The 18,074-nt window shown below is 63.6% G+C and carries 18 protein-coding genes; 6 read left to right on the top strand and 12 right to left on the bottom strand.

The features are described 5' to 3' along the window. Positions 1-5 precede the first annotated feature (5 nt). The 10 genes from RCH91_RS18405 to RCH91_RS18450 form a co-directional block, all read right to left on the bottom strand. Positions 6-494, bottom strand: a complete 489-nt coding sequence (locus RCH91_RS18405; protein WP_306536451.1) for a chemotaxis protein CheD — start codon at positions 492-494, stop codon at positions 6-8. Continuing rightward, a complete protein-coding gene (locus RCH91_RS18410; protein ID WP_306536452.1) occupies positions 491-1,105 on the bottom strand; it encodes a chemotaxis protein CheC in 615 nt (204 codons plus the stop codon). Before RCH91_RS18410 ends, RCH91_RS18405 begins: the two co-directional genes overlap by 4 nt. After that, a complete protein-coding gene (locus RCH91_RS18415) occupies positions 1,102-2,814 on the bottom strand; it encodes a chemotaxis protein CheA (protein WP_306536453.1) in 1,713 nt (570 codons plus the stop codon). The genes RCH91_RS18410 and RCH91_RS18415 overlap by 4 nt, the downstream gene beginning before the upstream one ends. A gap of 4 nt (positions 2,815-2,818) precedes the next feature. Next, positions 2,819-3,187, bottom strand: a complete 369-nt coding sequence (locus RCH91_RS18420) for a response regulator (protein WP_306536454.1) — start codon at positions 3,185-3,187, stop codon at positions 2,819-2,821. Next, complete coding sequence (locus tag RCH91_RS18425) at positions 3,180-3,626, bottom strand: chemotaxis protein CheW (RefSeq protein WP_306536455.1); 447 nt, start codon at positions 3,624-3,626, stop codon at positions 3,180-3,182. Before RCH91_RS18425 ends, RCH91_RS18420 begins: the two co-directional genes overlap by 8 nt. Beyond that, a complete protein-coding gene (locus tag RCH91_RS18430) occupies positions 3,623-4,897 on the bottom strand; it encodes a methyl-accepting chemotaxis protein (RefSeq protein WP_306536456.1) in 1,275 nt (424 codons plus the stop codon). Before RCH91_RS18430 ends, RCH91_RS18425 begins: the two co-directional genes overlap by 4 nt. A 62-nt stretch (positions 4,898-4,959) precedes the next feature. Continuing rightward, a complete protein-coding gene (locus tag RCH91_RS18435; protein ID WP_306536457.1) occupies positions 4,960-5,835 on the bottom strand; it encodes a protein-glutamate O-methyltransferase CheR in 876 nt (291 codons plus the stop codon). Positions 5,836-5,912: 77 nt separating this feature from the next. Continuing rightward, positions 5,913-6,905 carry a thiamine-phosphate kinase gene (gene thiL, locus RCH91_RS18440; RefSeq protein WP_306536458.1) on the bottom strand — a complete coding sequence of 331 codons (993 nt, stop codon included), beginning with the start codon at positions 6,903-6,905 and terminating at the stop codon, positions 5,913-5,915. Further along, positions 6,902-9,373: an endopeptidase La gene (gene lon, locus RCH91_RS18445; protein ID WP_306536459.1), complete on the bottom strand. Its 2,472-nt coding sequence runs from the start codon at positions 9,371-9,373 to the stop codon at positions 6,902-6,904. The genes thiL and lon overlap by 4 nt, the downstream gene beginning before the upstream one ends. After that, positions 9,360-9,824, bottom strand: a complete 465-nt coding sequence (locus RCH91_RS18450) for an Hsp20/alpha crystallin family protein (protein WP_306536460.1) — start codon at positions 9,822-9,824, stop codon at positions 9,360-9,362. Before RCH91_RS18450 ends, lon begins: the two co-directional genes overlap by 14 nt. 482 nt (positions 9,825-10,306) lie before the next feature. On the opposite strand from RCH91_RS18450, the gene RCH91_RS18455 reads away from it, so the two are divergent. Then, complete coding sequence (locus RCH91_RS18455; RefSeq protein WP_306536461.1) at positions 10,307-12,238, top strand: tetratricopeptide repeat protein; 1,932 nt, start codon at positions 10,307-10,309, stop codon at positions 12,236-12,238. A 97-nt stretch (positions 12,239-12,335) separates the two neighbouring features. Here RCH91_RS18455 and RCH91_RS18460 read toward each other — a convergent pair whose 3' ends face one another. After that, on the bottom strand, positions 12,336-12,521 hold the full coding sequence (locus tag RCH91_RS18460) for a twin-arginine translocase TatA/TatE family subunit (protein ID WP_306536462.1): 186 nt from the start codon (positions 12,519-12,521) through the stop codon (positions 12,336-12,338). 59 nt (positions 12,522-12,580) lie between these two features. Continuing rightward, on the bottom strand, positions 12,581-12,772 hold the full coding sequence (locus RCH91_RS18465; protein ID WP_306536463.1) for a hypothetical protein: 192 nt from the start codon (positions 12,770-12,772) through the stop codon (positions 12,581-12,583). A gap of 15 nt (positions 12,773-12,787) precedes the next feature. Between RCH91_RS18465 and RCH91_RS18470 the strand changes: the two genes are divergently transcribed. From RCH91_RS18470 to RCH91_RS18490, 5 genes are all read left to right on the top strand, one after another. Then, positions 12,788-13,240: a response regulator gene (locus RCH91_RS18470; RefSeq protein WP_306536464.1), complete on the top strand. Its 453-nt coding sequence runs from the start codon at positions 12,788-12,790 to the stop codon at positions 13,238-13,240. 89 nt (positions 13,241-13,329) lie between these two features. Beyond that, positions 13,330-15,327 carry an excinuclease ABC subunit UvrB gene (gene uvrB, locus RCH91_RS18475; protein WP_306536579.1) on the top strand — a complete coding sequence of 666 codons (1,998 nt, stop codon included), beginning with the start codon at positions 13,330-13,332 and terminating at the stop codon, positions 15,325-15,327. Positions 15,328-15,343: 16 nt separating this feature from the next. Then, positions 15,344-16,045: a response regulator gene (locus tag RCH91_RS18480; RefSeq protein WP_306536465.1), complete on the top strand. Its 702-nt coding sequence runs from the start codon at positions 15,344-15,346 to the stop codon at positions 16,043-16,045. An 18-nt stretch (positions 16,046-16,063) separates the two neighbouring features. Continuing rightward, positions 16,064-17,317: an MFS transporter gene (locus RCH91_RS18485; RefSeq protein ID WP_306536466.1), complete on the top strand. Its 1,254-nt coding sequence runs from the start codon at positions 16,064-16,066 to the stop codon at positions 17,315-17,317. Between the two features lie 71 nt (positions 17,318-17,388). Then, positions 17,389-18,054, top strand: a complete 666-nt coding sequence (locus tag RCH91_RS18490; protein ID WP_306536467.1) for an NAD(P)/FAD-dependent oxidoreductase — start codon at positions 17,389-17,391, stop codon at positions 18,052-18,054. Positions 18,055-18,074: the final 20 nt, after the last annotated feature.

An 18,074-nucleotide genomic window follows, 5' to 3' on the forward strand; every position in this document is an offset into this window, starting at 1 on the left:
GAATGCTAAATCTGCTTGATGGGCTGCTGCAGCGCCCTGACCATGATAATCCCCGTAGCCGTGTTGAACTCCAGGCTCCGCCCGTAGTCCCCCCCCGTATCTTCAGCCACGAGGGGAATGCCGCACCGCTCCAGCGCCGCCTTGGCCGCCGCAACGTTGCGCTCGCCGATGCCGCCGTGGGTCGAGCGATACTGGGATTCGAACATGGTGGCACCACCGGCCAATTTTGCCACAAGTCGTTCAGGGGCGCAACCGCATTTGACGAGTTCATCGACCATGAGATCAACGGCCCAGCAGGTGAACTTTGCCGACTTTTCGACCCCTTGCGTGTCCCGCACCGGGGCAGGCAGGAGGGTATGGGCAAGCCCTCCGGTCCGGGCCTCCGGATCGTAGAGGGCAATGCCGACGCAGGAACCGAGCCCGTAGGTCACGAGAACCGCCGGGGCAATGGCCACCTTGAACTCCGATATGCTGACGCTGATGATCTTGCTCAAAGGTGCACCCCTATGGCGGTGAGGATTATCTTGAGGGACTCGGGATCGGGGAGAAGGAAAAACTGGCCGTTAATCTTCTCTTCCTCGCCGAAAAAGTCGGTTTCGACCATGAGAGCAAGGTCCCCCACTTCGCCCAACGCAATGAGGGCGTAGTCGATGACCGCACCGGCCATATCGAAGGAGAGGACCGGCACCGAAGGGATCAGGGTCTTCCCCATGAGGGTGCCGAGGGCGTTCAGGTAGGCCGAGGCGAGAATGTTCCCCACCTCCTTCAGGGCCGAAATCTCAAGCTCGGTGAGGAGAGACCCCTCGCTCTTCTCCCGCGGGAGAAGCCGCGAGAGGAGCTTCAGGGCGCTATCCCGGGGAAGGACGATGAGGATGTTCCCCCGGGCGTCGCCGAGCATCTGGAGGTAGATCCCGACGACGAGCTTCTCGGCGCCGCCGAAGACTTCCGGTACCTTGGCGATATCGGTCAGGAGAACTTTCGGAACCGAGAGCGAGATGCTCCTGCCGATGAGTTGCGAAAGGGCCGTGGCGGCGTGGGCCACCCCGATATTGCTCACCTCCCGCAGGGCGTCCAGGTGCTCCTCTGTCAATGCATCGAATTTCATGCGGCTTTTCCCCCTATTCCGTTACCGGCTTGGTGAGTGGAAACCATGCGCCGACGCTCGATCGGCGTCACAAGTGTCGAGACGTCCAGGATAAACACAACCCGCCCGTCTCCAAGAATGGCCGCGCCTGCCAACCCCCTGACCGCGTCGAGGGGCCGTCCGAGAGGCTTGACAAACACCTCGGTCTGGCCGAGGAAACTGTCGACCGCGAATCCAACCGTGCCCCCCTGCACGTCGGCGGCAATGACGGGAACGAGCCCCCCCGCGGGACGGCTGTCCCCACTCCCGAGAATGCGCCCGAGCCCCACAAGCGGCACCGTCTCACCCTCAAGATCGAACACGCTCCGTTTGCCGTCGATTCTGATCCGGTTCGGCTCCAGCTCCACCGTCCGGTGGATAGCCGTGACCGGAACTGCCAGGGTCAGGTTGCCGCAGGCAACGAGGAGGGCCTGGATGATGGCTACGGTGAGGGGGAGCCGGAGGGTCACCCTGCTCCCCTTCCCCAGTTCCGACCCGATGGCGAGGGCACCCCCCACCTGGCGGACCGCCGCCTGCACGGCGTCCATGCCGACTCCCCGGCCCGAGACGTCAGTGACGGTGCCGGCCGTGGAAAAGCCCGGGAGGCAGGAGAGCATGAGCGCTTCCTGGGGACCCATCCCCCGTCCCTCCGCGGCGCCGATGAGCCCCTTTGCCACGGCAGAGGCCACGAGGGCCTCCGGGTCCATCCCCCTCCCGTCGTCCTCCACGGTAACGAGGATATGGTCCCGTTGGCGCCTGACCGTGAGGCCAATGCGCCCCTCCGGATCTTTCCCCGCCGCGGCCCGTATAACGGGAGACTCTATGCCGTGATCCACGGCGTTTCGCAGGATGTGGACCAAGGGATCAGTGAGGAGTTCGAGCATCCCCCGGTCCAGTTCCTGATCCTTTCCTTCGATGACAAGACTGGCCTGCTTCCCCCCCTGTCGGGCCAGATCCCGGACCATCCGCGGGAAGTACTCGCAGACGCTGCCAAAGGGAAGCATCCGTACCGCCATCACCTCATTGCGAAGCTCCCGCACCAGGCCAGCCAGCTCATTGACCGTCCCCCGGAGCCGATCCGACTCCAGTTCCTTCCCAAGCTCCGTGAGTCGGTTCTTGCAGGTTACCAGTTCTCCGGCCATATTCACCAAGCGGTCCAGAAGGTCGGACCGGACCCGCACCGTCCGCTGCTCCTCCCGGTTGCCGTGCGGGGGGGCATTCCTTTCACCCTCAGCGGCACGACCGGGTTCCGACGGCTGCGAAAGCAGTTCAGCGGGAGTATTGGGAGAGACGGGCCCTTCCCCTTCACCGGTGGTACCATCGTAGGCGAGAAGCTTTTTGATGAGTTCGGCGGTATCGTGGTCACCAGCTCGCCCGGCGGCCACATCGTCGATCATGTGCCCCAGCAGATCCGCACCGGCAAGGAGGAGGTCCGCAACCCCGCCATCGAAAGAAAGACGCCCCTTGCGCACCCGATCCATGAGGTCTTCCATCCGGTGGGCGAGCCCCCCTATTCCCTGGTACTCCATGGAGGCCGCCATCCCCTTGATCGAATGGACGGAGCGAAAGAGCGACCCGATCAGGTCGGCGTTTGCCGCATCCTTCTCCAGCGCCACAATGTCGCTCCCCATCCGCTCCAGATTTTCCCGGGCCTCGGCAATGAACATCTCCCGGTAGGGGGACATGTCCATGGGCTTATCCTTCGGCGATTCGCCGGATGACCTCCTTGACCCGGTCGGGATTGAATGGTTTCAGGATGAAATCCCTGGCCCCCACGTCCTGGGCCTTCTGGACCAGGGACTCCTGCCCCACGGCGCTGCAGATGACGACCCGCGCGTTGGGGTCCATGGCCATAATTTCGCGGAGCGCCTCTATGCCGTTCTTGACGGGCATGATGATGTCGAGGGTCACGATGTCGGGGCGGACGTCGCGATAGGTGATCACCGCCTCGCCCCCGTCCGCCGCCTCAGCCACCACCTCGTAGCCATCCTCCTCCAGAATGCCCCGCAGCATGTTCCGCATGAACAGGGCATCGTCAACAATCATCACTCTCTTCTTAGCCATGCATCCTCCACGTTTCGGCTTTCAGGATTTCTTCCAGGGCTTCCACCACTGCTTCCGGTGAAAGCAACGCCAACCGCTGGCCGGCAACGACAAGGTACCGCTCGACGGGGGATTCGGCCTCCCCCAACTCTTCCATGGCCGCATCCATAGCCACGATGGCAACGGCCCCTTCCACACGCAGCGCCAGATCGCCCGCCCGCCGGTCGAGGACGACAACCGTCCCGCCGCGGGTCAGAACAGGCGCACCAAGAAAAGCCGCAAGATCCAGCACAGGCACGATGCGACCGTGGCAATTAATGGCCTCCCCCAGCCAGGGGGGAACCCCCGGCACCGGGAAGGTGGGAATTTCTTCCAGCACTTCGGCCGCCTGCTCCAGCCTCAGGGCGTGACGCTTGCCGGCCACGAAAAAGGTTATGAGGCGGCCGACGGAATCGCTCACGGGGTTTGCGCCCCGGGAAGGGTGAACCGCTCGACCACCTGCATGAGGGCATCGGCAAGGGCAGCCATCTCCCGGGCGGCCAGCGACATCTCCTGCATGGCGGTGGCCTGCTCCTCGGTGGCGGTCGAAACCTCCTCGCCGGCAGCCGCATTGTCCTCGGCCACCCGCGCGATCTCGTCCACCGCCTTGACCATCTTTGCGGCCCCGTCGGTCTGGATATGGGAGAGATCCGCGATGCTCCCGGCGCGCCGCTCGGTCTCCACGGCGGTCTGGAGGATGTTCTGGAAGGCGGCGGCGGTGACGTTCACGTTTCGCTTCCCTTCGACGATCTCCCGGGAACTCTCCTCCATGAGTCGTTGGAGCCGGTGGCTCTCTTCGCGAACGGCACCGATCAGGTCGATGATGGAGGCGGCCGAAGTGCCTGTTCCGTCGGCCAGCTTGCGCACCTCTTCGGCCACCACGGCGAACCCCTTGCCGTACTCGCCGGCCCGGGCTGCCTCGATGGAGGCATTGAGGGCCAGGAGGTTCGTCTGCCGGGCGATCTCGGCAATGAAGTCGGCGATTTTCCCCACCTGCTGGAGCCGGGCGTTGAACGAGAGGAACTGCCGGCCGCTCTCCTCCACCCGGTCGAAGAAGGCCGTCATCCGCTCGAGGGAGTCACTGGCGAGCTCCTGTCCCTTCCGTGCGGTCAGGCTTGTTTCCTGGGCTGCCTTGGCCGACTCGCGGGCCCGCTTGGCCACGAGCTCCACCGATATCGCCATCTCGTGGATGACCCGGGAGCTCTTCTCCACCATCTCCGCCTGGGTGCCGGTCCCCCGGGCGATCTGCTCGATTGCCTGGGACACTTCCCCGGTGGAGGCGTTGATCTCCACGGCCGAGCCGGAAAGGGTCCGGGCGGAGGAGGCCACCTTTTCGGCCGTTACCCTGATGTGCCCCACCAGCTCCCGGAGGTTTTCCACCATCCGGTTGATGGAGTCACCCAGATCGGCGGTTTCGTCGGGGAAACGGGTTGCCGGAATCACCACGTCCCGGGTCAGGTTCCCCTGGCTGATAGCCTCGGCCGATTCGGTGAGATGGGCGATGTTCCGGGAAAAGCCGCGGGAAAAGAACCACCCGAGGATAAGGCCGATGGTCATCGCCACCAGATAGCTGAGAACGCTGGCAATCTCCGGCGCGTAGCCCAGGAGGCCCACCCCTGCGGGGGCGAAGGCGACGGCCGCCACGACCACGACAAACCCGAGGATGAACTTGTAACCGATGGGAATACGCATCACGGTTCTCCATGCTGCGGTGCCGGCCGGGAGAGCGAAGGCTTCGACACCGAGACGGGATCTCAATAAACAGAAAAACGGCTCTTCTGGTAAATCCGCTCTACGGGGCACAGGGTGGTGAATCGCTGCCGCACCTCGCCGACAAGGGTTTCCGCCTTGCCGAGCACCAGTACCCCCCCTGTGCGGAGGGAGGAGGCGAACCCGTGGAGGATCCGCGCCTGCTCACCCCGCTCGAAGTAGATGAGGACGTTGCGGCAGAGGATCAAGTCGCTCTCAATGGAAGAATCGGGGTTGAACAGGTCGCTGCGGCGGAACTCGACCATTTCCCTGACGGCCGGTGCCAAGAGAAACCGGTCCCCCACCGGGGAGAAGTACCGCTCCTTCACCCCGGCAGGGACCTCTGCGAGGCGTTCGGGACTATATGCCCCCGTGCGGGCCGCGTTGAGGATCCCTTCATTTATATCGGTCGCCACGAGGGAAACCTTGAACTGTTTCAACTCCTCCCCGAACGAATCCCTCAGGATGATCGCCAGAGAGTAGGGCTCCTCGCCGCTGGCGCAGCCAACGCTCCAGAAGGTGACGTGGTCCCGACCATCGCACCGCAGCCGCTCAAAGAGCGCGGGGAGCACCTCTTCCCCCAGCTTCTCGAAGGTGGGGCGATTGCGGAAGAACTGGCTCACATGAATGGTGAGCCCCTTGACGAGGAGCTCCAGCTCCCCCTCGTTGCGGGCCACGAGTTCGCAGTAAGCGTCCGCCGTGGCGGAGTGGGTCGCCCTCACCCGGATGGCAATCCGCCGCTTCAGGTACTTGTCCTTATAGCTCCCGATGTCAAAATTGCGACGAGCCTTGAGAATGTCACGGACCCGCGCCAGGGCGTGGTCGGGAAAGTCAAGGGAGGTTTCGTCTGTCGCTGATTTAGTGAGCGTAGGCGGAATCATAATCTCTGGTACCACCGGGGATGCCGGCAACTGGCAGCAAGAACCGTTCCCTACTGCGGACAAATGCCCTGCTGCCCTCACTGACCATCGCAAAAATGGTTATATCCGCCGCGACCTACGGCGGCCTCACGGCCGTCGGGCCCCACCACCGCAAGCCCGCTGCCGGCGATTATCTCCCCGATGGCGGTGACGGCCACGCCGGTTTCCGCCAGCAGCGGAGCAACCTCTCCGCTCCTCTCGGGGGGCACCGTAAAAAGAAGCTCGTAGTCCTCGCCGCCGGTCAGCGCAAGAATCGAGGGGGTCGGAGAGACCAGGGGTGCATGTTCACGGAAAAAGGGGGAGAGGGGAAGGAGATCGAGCTCCACCCGGGCTCCGACGCCGGAACCGTCGAGAATGTGCCCCAGATCGGCGGCAAGGCCGTCGCTCACGTCGATCATGGCGCTGCAGAGCCCCGCCCGGGCCAGGGCCACGCCGGCCCGGACGCGGGGGGTCGGGTCCAGGTGGCGATCGATGGCCCACCCCTGACGTTCTCCCCGCCGCAGGAGCTCTAGCCCCAGGGCAGAATCGCCTACGGTTCCGGTGACAAAGAGACGGTCGCCGGGGCGGGCGCCGCTGCGACGGACAACGAGTTCCGGCGCCTGCTCGCCGTGGAGGGTGACGGAAATCACGAGGCCGTGGGGCGAGCGGCAGGTGTCGCCGCCGATGAGGGTAACGCCATGTTCCCGGGCCAGCTCAAGCATCCCCTCGGTGAACCGGTCGAGGAACTCCACGGTCACCCCCGGCGGAACGGCGAGGGAGAGGAGAAAGTGGCGGGGCTCCCCTCCCATGGCGGCCACGTCCGAGAGGTTCACTGCCAGGGACTTTCTCCCGAGGCGAAATGGGTCGGTGTAGGCAAGGTCGAAGTGGACCCCCTCCAGAAGCATGTCGGAGGTAACGAGAAGCCACCGGCCGGGGGTGGGCTCCGCGGCGGCGGCATCGTCACCGATGCCGATCCGAACCCCCACGCCGTCGGAAACCCGGGAGGAAATCCGGCCGATGAGGCCGAATTCCCCGATCTCCCGGAGCTTCAACTCTTCGCCCCGGCGACAGCCCCTTTACGCGGGGCCGCAAGCCCTCGCCGCGGCGGTACCTTTGGTGCGGCAGCAGGTTTCCCCTCGCCGACGGGGGGCGAAGGGGGGAAGGTCTCCAGGGCCACCGCAAGGACGTCATCGATCACCTTGGCGGAGGTCACGGTCACTTTCTTGAGGATATGCTTGGGGACCTCTTCGAGGTCCTTCATGTTCTGTTCAGGGATGACGATGGTCTTGATCCCGGCCCGGATGGCAGCGAGCATCTTCTCCTTGAGGCCGCCGATGGGGAGAACCTTTCCCCGCAGGGTGATCTCGCCGGTCATGGCCACGTCCTTGCGGACCGGGACCCGCGTCAGTGCCGAGACGAGCGCCGTGGCCATGGTGACACCGGCCGAGGGGCCGTCCTTGGGAATGGCCCCCGCCGGCACGTGGACGTGGATGTCGACGCCGGAGAGGAAGTCCTCGGCCAGGTGGAACTCCTTGGCCTTGGAGCGGATATAGGAGAGGGCCGCCTGGACCGATTCCTTCATTACGTCCCCCAGGTGTCCGGTGAGGGTGAGCCCCCCCTTCCCCTTCATGATGGTGGCCTCCACGAAGAGGACCTCGCCTCCCACCGGCGTCCAGGCAAGGCCGGTGACGACCCCCACCTCGTTCTTCTCCATCTCCCCTTCGCGGATGAAGCGGGCCGGACCCAGGTACTTTGCCACCGTTGCCGGGGTAATCCGGAAACGCCGCGTCTCCCCCTCGGCCACCTTGCGGGCCACCTTGCGGCAGACGCTGCCGATCTCCCGCTCCAGGTTCCGAAGCCCCGCCTCCCGGGTGTACTTGGCGATGATCGTGCGCACCGACTCGTCGGTGATGGCGATCTCCTTCTCAGAGATGCCGTTCTCCTTCATCTGCCGCGGAATGAGGTAGCGCTTGGCGATCTCCAGCTTCTCTTCCTCGGTGTACCCCGAGAGCTGGATCACCTCCATCCGGTCAAGGAGCGGCCCCGGAATCGTGTCCATCTGGTTGGCCGTGGCGATGAACATGACGTTGGACAGGTTGAAGGGGAGATTGATGTAGTGGTCCGAGAACATGTGGTTCTGCTCCGGGTCCAGCACCTCCAGCAGGGCCGAGGAGGGGTCACCCCGGAAATCGGCACCCAGCTTGTCCAGCTCGTCGAGCATGAAGACCGGGTTGTTGGAGCCGGCCTGCTTGAGCCCCTGGATGATCCGGCCGGGGAGGGCCCCCACGTAGGTACGCCGGTGCCCCCGGATTTCCGCCTCGTCCCGCACCCCACCCAGGGAGATGCGGACGAACTTCCGCCCCATGGCCCGGGCGATTGATTTGCCGAGGGATGTCTTGCCGACCCCCGGAGGACCCACGAAGCAGAGGATCGGTCCCTTCATCTTTTTGCGGAGCTTGCGCACGGCCAGGAACTCCAGGATCCGCTCCTTGATCTTCTCCAGGTAGAAGTGGTCCTCGTCCAGAATCTGCATGGCCCGCTTGATGTCGAGGACATCCTTGGTCGCCTTGCCCCAGGGGAGTTCCACCATCCAGTCCAGGAAGGTGCGGAGCATCCCCGCCTCGGCTGCGTCGGGGTGCATCTGCTCGAGGCGCCCCAGCTGCTTGAAGGCCTCCTTCTCCACGGGAGGGGGCATCTTGGCCTGCTCGATGGCCTTGCGGAGCTCGTTGAGCTCTTCGGAGCGGGGATCGGTCTCTCCCAGTTCCTGCTGAATGGCCCTCAGCTGTTCCCGGAGGAAGTACTCCCGCTGGCTCTTCCCCATCTCCTCCTTGGCGGCCGACTGGATCTTCACCTGCATGTCGAGGAGCTCGTGCTCCTTGTTGAGGTGCTCGTTCACCTTCTGGAGCCGCTGGATCGGATCGATGATCTCCAGGAGATTCTGGGCGTCGTCCACCTTGAGGCCGATGTTGCTGGCGATGAGGTCGGCCAGGCTACCCGGCTCCTGCATGTTCTCAACGATCACCAGGACCTCGGGAGAGACAGCCTTGCCCAAAGAAACGATCTGGGTCAGCTGCTCCTTGACGGCACGCATGAGGGCTTCGGTCTCCAGGGACTCATCGGGGACAGAGGACTCGACAATCCGCTCGATCCGGACCGCATAGGAGGGCTTCGATTCCATGAACTCGATGATCCGCCCCTTGGCGAGCCCCTGGACGAGGACCTTCACCCGCCCGTCGGGGAGCTTCAGCATCCGCATGATCATCGCCACGGTACCGACGGTGTAGATCCCCTCCGGCGTCGGTTCCTCGTCCCCCATCTCCTTCTGGGTGGCGAGAAAGATGAGCCGGTCCTTGGAGAGGGCCTGGTCCACCGCGTTGATGGAGAGCTCGCGTCCCACGAAGAGGGGGAGGATCATGTACGGGTAGACCACCACGTCCCGCACCGGCAACAGCGGCAGGATGTCGGGGATCTTCAGCTCCTCGCTCTCCTGCCGGTTTTCTTTATCTTCAATCTCTTCCATTATCGTCTCCTTGTTCTATCGGTATCTCGCGGATGATCTTCCCCCGATCCGAGAGACGGGGGAAGGTGACCACAAGGACCCCCTGCCGGAAACAGGCCTTGACAGCGCCAAGATCCACCGTGGGCGGTATCTCGACGGTGCGACAGAAACGCCCGAACCTCCGCTCCAGGCAACGGTAGCTCACCCCGTCTCGGGTGTCGTCGCGCTTGACCCCCTCCAGAATCAGCATGTTACAGCACAGCTTGAGCGACAGGTCGCTCTGTTCGATGCCGGGAAGCTCGAACTCCACCGCAAATTCGTCCAGCGTCTCGAAGATGTCGACGGCGGGGAGGTATTCGCACTCTCCCCACCGCTCACCCCCTCCGGTGCGGGCGATGTAGTCGAAAACCTCGTCCATCTGCAGATGCAGGAGAGAGAGCCAATCGAGCGGCTCCTTGGGAATAACGGCCATAGCACCCCCGTGGTTCGGAAAGGCCTGAGCATGAGAGTCCCTGTCCCCCACAAAGGGGATCGGGTCCGGTGTGTCAGTTTAATCATCTAATCATCTTTGCGCCCGAAGTCAAGGCAATCCACGCCGTCCCGCCGGCGGAAACCCTCGGGAATACCGCACGCTTTCCCCTCCCGGCAACCCTGAAGAGGTTAATCCGTTGAATTTTGCCCCCCCCCTGTGTATAATCCCCCCGAATTGCACATCCGGCCGGACACTGTCCTGTACCGACTCCGCACCCTCCATCCGGACACCGTGCCGCCCTGGCGGCCGCCTGCTCCGCCCAACCGGTCCTTCAGCGCTGCCGCCACACCAAGACCGCCTCACCACACGAGGCCAACTGCGAGGAGACTGCCGACGAGCACCACTCCCGCACAACCCAAGCCTGCCACGCAGTCTGAAACGACAGGCATCGAAACACCACTCAGACTTCAGGAGGACACTTCGTGATATACCGCAGAACGATCTTGATCCCGACCCTCCTCTTCCAGTTTGCCATCTCGATTCCCTTGACCGCAGGGGCCGACAGCCGCTGCGACGACGCAAAGCGCATGGCCGCCACCATCCCGGTGAAAGTCGATGGTGATGTCGCGAGGCAAACCGAGGAGCGAATCCTCGACGCCTGTCCTGATGGAGCTGCGGGCTATTTCGTCCAGGGGCTCCGGGCTGAACGGGGTGGACGCCATGACGAGGCGATCAGGAACTTCCGCGAGGCCCTCCGCCTCGAACCGGCCTTCCCCCACGCCCAGGGAAACCTGGGGCTCGCCCTTCTCGAAAAAGGAAGCCATGACGACGCCGTCGTGGAGCTGACCCGGGCCATCTCCTCTCACCCCGCCCCCCGCTACCACCACGGCCTTGCCAGGATCTTCGGCGAGCGCAAGCTTTACTCCCTCGCCCTCTACCATTACGCCGAGGCAGCTCAAGGGATCCCCTCCGACCCGGTCATCCCCACCGAGCTTGCCGGGCTCTACCGTGAAATGGGCAAACAAGGCGACGCCGAAAAGCAGTACCGCAAGGCCCTTAACCTCTCTCCCTCCCACGAAGGGGCCCGCCTGGGCCTTGCCTCCCTCTACACGGCGGAAGGAAAGACCAACCGGGCAATTGAGGAACTCAAACAGGCCCAGATCGCCAACCCCGGCAACAAAGAAATCAACCTCCTGCTCGCCGAGGCCTACGAGAAAAAGGGTGACCGCCAGGCCGCCGACTACGAGTCCCTCCTGGCGGGGAAGCAGCGCGGCGTCCTCTCCGATGAGCGCCTCAGGAGAGGCGATGAACTGATGCGGGCAAAGGAGTATGCGAGGGCTGCGGAAGAGTTCAAGACGGCCCTCAAGGAGAAGCCCGACTGGCCCGAGGCCCTCTCGAAGCTCGCCGACGCCCAGACGGCGGCCGGGCTCGACGACGAGGCCATCGCAACCAATAAGGAGCTCATCCGGCTCAAGATCGGCGGCGGAGATACCCACTACAACCTCGGCGTCCTCTATGAACGGAAGGGGCTCATCGACGAGGCGGTGGTCGAGTACAAGCAGGCCATCCACACTTCTCCCGACAACGGCGACGCCCGCCGGCGGTTGGCAGACATCTACACGCTTCGCGGCAGCTACCCCCAGGCCATCGAACAGTACCGGGAACTCCTCAAGAAGGGTGAAAGCAATCCGCTGCTCCACCTGAAGCTCGCCCGGGCCCTCCTGAGCGCAAAGAACCCCAAGGAGGCCATCGCATCCTACCAGGAGGCCATAAGGATCGACCCCGACAACCTGGAGGCCCGCCGCGAGCTGGCAACCCTCTACCGCAAGAGCAACCAGAACGACGAGGCCGAGAAGCAGTACCGGGAGATCCTCCGGATCAAGAAGGACGACCCGGAGGCCCGCAACGTCCTCACGGCCCTCTACGTGAAGTCCAAGAAATACGACGAGTTGATCACCCTGCTGAAGGAGGGGGTCGAACTCGCCCCCAACGACCCGGCGAGCCATTACAAGCTTGGGCTCATCTACGAGTTCAAGAAGGACTACAACGCCGCCGAGGAACGGTACAAGAAAGCTGTGGAACTTAAGGGAGACCACGCCAAGAGCCTCAACGCCCTGGGACGGATCTACCTGAAAATGGGAAAGATCCCCGAAGCGAAGGAAGCCCTGGAAGCAGCCAAGAAAGCCGATCCGGGGATGGAGGAAACCGCCGTCCTCCTGAGCAACATCAAAGAGGAACTCTCCCCCGAGCCTTCCCGGTTCAGCAAGAAAAGCCGCAAAGGGAAAGCGGCGAAAGAGGCAAAGAAGTCGAAATCATCGAAGAAGAAGTCTTCGAAGAAGGCCACGAAAAAGGCATCACGAAAATCGTCGAAGAAATCGCCCTCCAAGGCCAAGAAAATCAAGAAGGGCCACTAGCTGAGGGCCGTTCCCGACACCCACCTCCCCATTCCGAACGGGCAAAAAACGAAGGGCCGGCATCCGCCGGCCCTTCGTGCATCGGGCTTCTTCGCCCCTACTTCGAGGATTCGTCCTTTTTTTCAGGCTTTATCTCGATTTCTTCCTTGCCTTCCGATGACCGTTTGAAGTTCCTGATGCTCTTGCCGAGGGCAGCGCCGATCTCCGGAAGCCTGCCGGCGCCGAAGACCACCAGGACGATGACAAGAATTACTATAAGTTCAGGCATGCCGAATCCGAACATACTGAGTCTCCTTCTGCTATGAATGATATGAGTGAGTATTGCATCTGGCATTCCAAAAATCAAGCCCTACCTCGCCATCCGACCCCTGCCCGAAGCCTGCGGCTCCCCTCGGTTTTTTCCTGTATTTTAACACTGTCTGCCGATATAATTTGTTGCTGTGCCGTTCCAGGAAACAGCCGAATATTTAATTTATACCCTTTAACTATTTTCCCTCCGTGGTATGGTAATGTTACTATGTCGACAACATCCATGTGCAAGGGCCTCCCATGACCAACAGACACATTCTCCTCGTTGAAGACAACCCCGATGACGAAGCACTGACACTCCGCGCCCTCCGCAGGCACAACACCGCCTCCGAGATCACCGTGGCACGGGACGGGGTCGAAGCCCTCGATTTCCTCTTCAGCACCGGAGCCCACGTGGGACGCGCCACGGACGCCATGCCCAGCCTGGTACTTCTTGACCTGAAGCTCCCCAAGATTGACGGGCTCGAGGTTCTTCGCCGGATCAGGAGCGACGAACGGACCCGGCTTCTCCCGGTGGTAGTCTTCACCTCCTCCAACGAGGAGCAGGACATCCTGGAGTGCCACACCCTGGGCGCCAACAGCTACATCCGCAAACCGGTCGACTTCAACCAGCTGAGCGAGGCGCTCCGCCTCATCGGAACCTACTGGCTCACCCTGAACCTCACCCCCAAACTCACTGCATCCGCAAAATAAAGCCCGCCCCCTTCAGGGGGCATTTTTTACACTTGATTCACCGTTATAACCGGATGAAATCACTCGCCGAACGTGCTACCATGCCGCCCATGGAGCGTTTCAGACTGGAGAGTGACTATATCCCCCGGGGAGACCAGCCAAGGGCCATCGAGGAACTGAGCGAGGGAATCCTGCGGGGGGACCGGCACCAGGTCCTCCTGGGCGTCACTGGCTCAGGGAAGACCTTCACCATGGCGAACGTCATCGCCGCCACCAACCGCCCGGCCCTGGTCCTGGCCCCCAACAAGACCCTGGCGGCCCAGCTCTACGGTGAATTCAAGGAGTTGTTCCCCCATAACGCCGTGGAGTACTTCGTCTCCTACTACGACTACTACCAGCCCGAGGCCTACCTCCCCACCACCGACACCTTCATCGAGAAGGACTCCTCCATCAACGACGAGATCGACAAGCTGCGCCACGCAGCCACCCGCAGCCTCCTGACGCGGCGCGACGTGATCATCGTCGCGTCGGTGTCGTGCATCTACGGCATCGGCTCCCCGGCCGAGTACCAGGCGATGCACATCTTCTTCCACCAGGGGGAGGAGTACGGCCGCGACGCTCTCCTCCGAAAACTCGTGGAGATCCAGTACGAGCGCAACGACGTGGACTTCCACCGGGGGACCTTCCGGGTGCGGGGGGATATCGTGGAGATCTTCCCGGCCCACGAGGACGAGAAGGCGCTGCGGATCGAATTTTTCGGCGACACGGTGGACGCCATCAGCGAGATCGACCCCCTGCGGGGAGTGGCGCACCAGCGGCTCACAAAGTGCGCCATCTACCCCGCCTCCCACTACGTGGCAACTCGCGAGACCCTGGAGCGGGCCATCGAGGAGATCCGGGTGGCCCTGCGGGAACGTATCCAGTGGTTCCGGGAACAGAACATGCTCGTGGAGGCCCAGCGGATCGAGCAGCGGACCATGTTCGACCTGGAGATGATGGAGGAGATGGGGTTCTGCCAGGGGATCGAGAACTACTCCCGTCACTTCGATGGCCGGGCGCCGGGGGAGCCCCCCTACACCCTCATCGACTACTTCCCGAAGGATTTCCTCCTCTTCGTGGACGAGTCCCACATCACCGTCTCCCAGGTGGGAGGGATGTACCGGGGAGACCGCAGCCGCAAGGAGACCCTGGTGAACTACGGCTTCCGCCTCCCCTCGGCCCTGGACAACCGTCCCCTCACCTTCCAGGAGTTCACCGCGCGGCTCAACCAGACGGTCTACGTCTCCGCCACCCCCGCCGACCACGAGCTGCAGCAGGCCGGCGGCGTGGTGGTGGAGCAGGTGATCCGCCCCACCGGCCTCCTGGACCCTGTCATCGAGGTTCGGCCCGCATCGGGGCAGGTGGACGACCTCCTCCACGAGGTGCGGGAGACCACGGCCAGGGGCGAACGGGTGCTGGTCACCACCCTCACCAAGCGGATGGCCGAGGAGCTCACCGACTACTACCGGGACCTGGGGGTGCGGGTGAAATACCTCCACTCGGACATCGACACCATCCAGCGGATGCAGATCATCCGGGATCTGCGCCTCGGCGAGTTCGACGTGCTCGTCGGTATCAACCTCCTCAGGGAAGGGCTCGACATCCCCGAGGTTTCGCTCGTTGCGATCCTCGACGCCGACAAGGAGGGGTTCCTCCGCTCGGCCCGCTCCCTGATCCAGACCTGCGGCCGGGCCGCCCGCAACGTGAAGGGACGGGTCATCATGTACGCCGACACCGTGACCGGATCCATGCGGGCGTGCATTGACGAGACCTCTCGGCGCCGGGCGATCCAGGAGGCCTTCAACACCGAGCACGGCATCACCCCCCAGACGGTGAAGAAGGGGCTCCGCACCATCCTCGAATCCATCGAGGAACGGGACTACTACACGATTCCGCTGGCGGCCGAGCCTCAAGAAAAGTACGTTCCTGCCGATGAGATACCCAAGCTGGTCAAAAAGCTGCGCAAGGAGATGCTCGCCTTCGCCAAGAACCTGGAGTTCGAGAAGGCGGCCGAGCTCCGTGACCGGATAAAAAATCTGGAGGAGCGGCACCTGGAGCTCCACCCCTGAGATGCCGGAGAACGCCATGAAGACACCAACGATACTTCTCGTCGACGACGAACGGTTTTTCCTCTCCGTGCAGCGAGATTTCCTGAAGGGCTCGCAGGTCGCGGTCCTCACCGCCACGGGGGGAGAGGAGGCCCTGAGGATTGCCCGGGAGCACCGTCCCGACCTGATCTACCTGGACTGCCGCATGCCGGAGATGGACGGCGCCGCCTGCTGTGCCCTCCTCAAGGGTGACAAGGACCTGCGCACCATCCCAGTGGTGATGTCCGTTCAGGAGGGGAAGGAGAGGGACCGGGAGCAATGCCTGACGGCCGGATGCGACGGAATCATCACAAAACCCTTCGACCGCCGGGAGTTCCTCGAGACCGGCCGCCGCTTCATTCCCGAGGTGGAGCGGCGTCATCCGCGGATCAGGTGTGGTTCCCTGGCCGTATTCCGCAGGGGAAGCGCAAGCCATCACGGCTCCATCGAGGACATCAGCTTCTGTGGTGTCTATGTGGTGTCCCGATGCGACGTGGGGATGGAGGACCGGATCCGGCTGGGCTTCTTTCTCCCCGGCAGCGACCTTATCGAGACCGACGCCCGGGTAGCGTGGATAAATCAGGGACACCGACGGATCAAGCCGGCCCTCCCCGAGGGATTCGGCGTCGAATTCATCGGCATCGCCGCCGACGCCGCCGACCAGGTGAAACGCTTCATTGCCGAAAGCAGTCCACGGTAAGGGAACAGAGACCAGCCAATGCACGAGCTCTCGCCGACGCCCCCTCCGAAATCCTCCCCCTACGCGCGCTATGTCCTGGCCCTGCTCCTGGGGGTCAACCTCCTCAACTACATCGACCGCCAGGTCCTCTACGCCGTCTTTCCCCTCATCCAGAAGGACTTTGCCCTCTCCGACACGGCCCTGGGGCTCCTGGGGAGTGCCTTCATGGTCACCTACATGGTCTCCGCCCCCCTCTTCGGGTGGATTGGCGACCGCTGGAGCCGGACCCGTCTCGCCGCAGGTGGCCTTGCCCTCTGGAGTGTTGCCACCGCCGCCGCGGGCTTTGCACCCACCTACCCGATGCTGCTCGCCGCCCGCACCACCGTCGGGGTCGGCGAGGCGAGCTTCGGCACCGTCTCTCCCGGACTTCTGACCGAATTCTTCGACCGGGAGCGCCGGGGGCGCACCCTCTCCCTCTTCTACCTGGCGATCCCGGTGGGGAGCGCCCTCGGCTATCTCCTGGGCGGAGTCATCGGCCAGCAGTGGGGATGGCATGCCGCGTTCCTGATGGTGGGCCTGCCGGGGCTGCTGCTCGTCCTGCCGGTCTGGCTGATCCGCCCTCCCCCCCGGAACCCCGACGCAACGCCGGAACAGAACGGTGCCCCCGGGCACGGCAGCTACCGCTCACTGTTCCGGAATCGCTCCTATATCGCCAACACCCTCGCCATGGCTGCCATGACCTTCGCCATAGGGGGGCTCGCCCAGTGGATACCCACCTTCCTCTACCGGGAGCACGGCCTCAGTGTCGCCACCGGCAACACCCTGTTCGGCGGGCTCACCGTGGTGACCGGCATCTGCGGCACCCTGGCGGGGGGATGGCTCGGCGACCGGCTCCAGCGCCGCACCCCCAAGGGGTATCTCCTCGTCTCCGGCTGGGGGTTCCTCCTGGGGACCCCGGCCGCGGCCTACGCCATCCTGACTCCTTCCCTTCCCCACTGCCTGGGGGCCATGTTCCTGGCCGAGTTCTTCCTCTTCCTCAACACCGGCCCCCTCAACACGGTCATCGTCAACGTCACCCGTCCGACCATCCGCGCCATGGCCTTCGCCGTGAACATCTTCTTCATCCACGCCCTGGGGGATGCCGTATCTCCCACCATCCTCGGCCGGCTCTCGGACCTCTGGGGGCTCCGCGCCGCCCTCCTTTCCACCCCCGTCGCCATACTCGCCGCGGCCCTCTTCGCCTTCCTCTGTTGCCGCACCATCGAAGAGGACATGGCCCGGGCCGAGGAGTAGCCGCCGATTCCCTTCCGTTCCCCCCGGAACTGTGCTAAAGAAAGACTCATTTTCCATTCCGGGAGCAACCAATGAAGAAAGACATCCTCGAAAAGGGGGCGATCCTCCAGCGGGACCGGGAGACCTACGCCATCGCCCCCCACATCCCCGGCGGCATCACTGACACCGTCACTCTCCGTAAGATCTGCGACGTGGCCGACCGCTACGGCGTCAAGGAACTGAAGCTCACCTCTGCCCAGCGCATCGCCCTCATGGGGGTGAAAGAAGAGGACCTGGACGCCATCTGGAGCGACCTGGACCAGCAGCCGGGGGCGGCCATCGGCCTCTGCGTCCGGAGCGTGAAGATCTGCCCCGGCACCACCTGGTGCAAGCGGGGGGTGCAGGATTCCGTGACTCTGGGACTGAAGATAGACACCCTCTACCACGCCATGGAACTTCCCAACAAGATGAAGATGGGGATTTCGGGATGCATGCTCAACTGCGCTGAGACGATGGTGAAAGACATCGGGGTAGTGGGAACGCCGAAGGGGTGGCGGATATACGTGGGGGGGAACGCCGGGGCCCGGCCGCGCATCGGCGACCTGCTCACCGAAACCGCGCCGGATGATGATGAGGTTCTGGCAGTTGTTGGGCGGATCGTTGCCTACTACAAAGGGTGTGGCAGCGAGCAGCGGCTGGGGCGGATCGTGGAGCAGATGGGGATCGAAGAGTTCCGGAAAGCGGTCATGGAGTGCTAACGCCCCCCGCGCAGGTGGTG

Origin of the sequence: Geobacter sp. (genome assembly GCF_030834625.1) — a bacterium.
Classification (GTDB): domain Bacteria; phylum Desulfobacterota; class Desulfuromonadia; order Geobacterales; family Geobacteraceae; genus Geobacter.

What these genes read in the sequence shown, in the direction of transcription:
- RCH91_RS18410 (WP_306536452.1), bottom strand. Translation starts at nt 1,105, where the DNA reads ATGAAATTCGATGCATTGACAGAGGAGCACCTGGACGCCCTGCGGGAG.
- RCH91_RS18415 (WP_306536453.1), bottom strand. Translation starts at nt 2,814, where the DNA reads ATGGACATGTCCCCCTACCGGGAGATGTTCATTGCCGAGGCCCGGGAA.
- RCH91_RS18420 (WP_306536454.1), bottom strand. Translation starts at nt 3,187, where the DNA reads ATGGCTAAGAAGAGAGTGATGATTGTTGACGATGCCCTGTTCATGCGG.
- RCH91_RS18430 (WP_306536456.1), bottom strand. Translation starts at nt 4,897, where the DNA reads ATGCGTATTCCCATCGGTTACAAGTTCATCCTCGGGTTTGTCGTGGTC.
- RCH91_RS18435 (WP_306536457.1), bottom strand. Translation starts at nt 5,835, where the DNA reads ATGATTCCGCCTACGCTCACTAAATCAGCGACAGACGAAACCTCCCTT.
- lon (WP_306536459.1), bottom strand. Translation starts at nt 9,373, where the DNA reads ATGGAAGAGATTGAAGATAAAGAAAACCGGCAGGAGAGCGAGGAGCTG.
- RCH91_RS18450 (WP_306536460.1), bottom strand. Translation starts at nt 9,824, where the DNA reads ATGGCCGTTATTCCCAAGGAGCCGCTCGATTGGCTCTCTCTCCTGCAT.
- RCH91_RS18460 (WP_306536462.1), bottom strand. Translation starts at nt 12,521, where the DNA reads ATGTTCGGATTCGGCATGCCTGAACTTATAGTAATTCTTGTCATCGTC.
- RCH91_RS18465 (WP_306536463.1), bottom strand. Translation starts at nt 12,772, where the DNA reads ATGGATGTTGTCGACATAGTAACATTACCATACCACGGAGGGAAAATA.
- RCH91_RS18470 (WP_306536464.1), top strand. Translation starts at nt 12,788, where the DNA reads ATGACCAACAGACACATTCTCCTCGTTGAAGACAACCCCGATGACGAA.
- uvrB (WP_306536579.1), top strand. Translation starts at nt 13,330, where the DNA reads ATGGAGCGTTTCAGACTGGAGAGTGACTATATCCCCCGGGGAGACCAG.
- RCH91_RS18480 (WP_306536465.1), top strand. Translation starts at nt 15,344, where the DNA reads ATGAAGACACCAACGATACTTCTCGTCGACGACGAACGGTTTTTCCTC.
- RCH91_RS18485 (WP_306536466.1), top strand. Translation starts at nt 16,064, where the DNA reads ATGCACGAGCTCTCGCCGACGCCCCCTCCGAAATCCTCCCCCTACGCG.
- RCH91_RS18490 (WP_306536467.1), top strand. Translation starts at nt 17,389, where the DNA reads ATGAAGAAAGACATCCTCGAAAAGGGGGCGATCCTCCAGCGGGACCGG.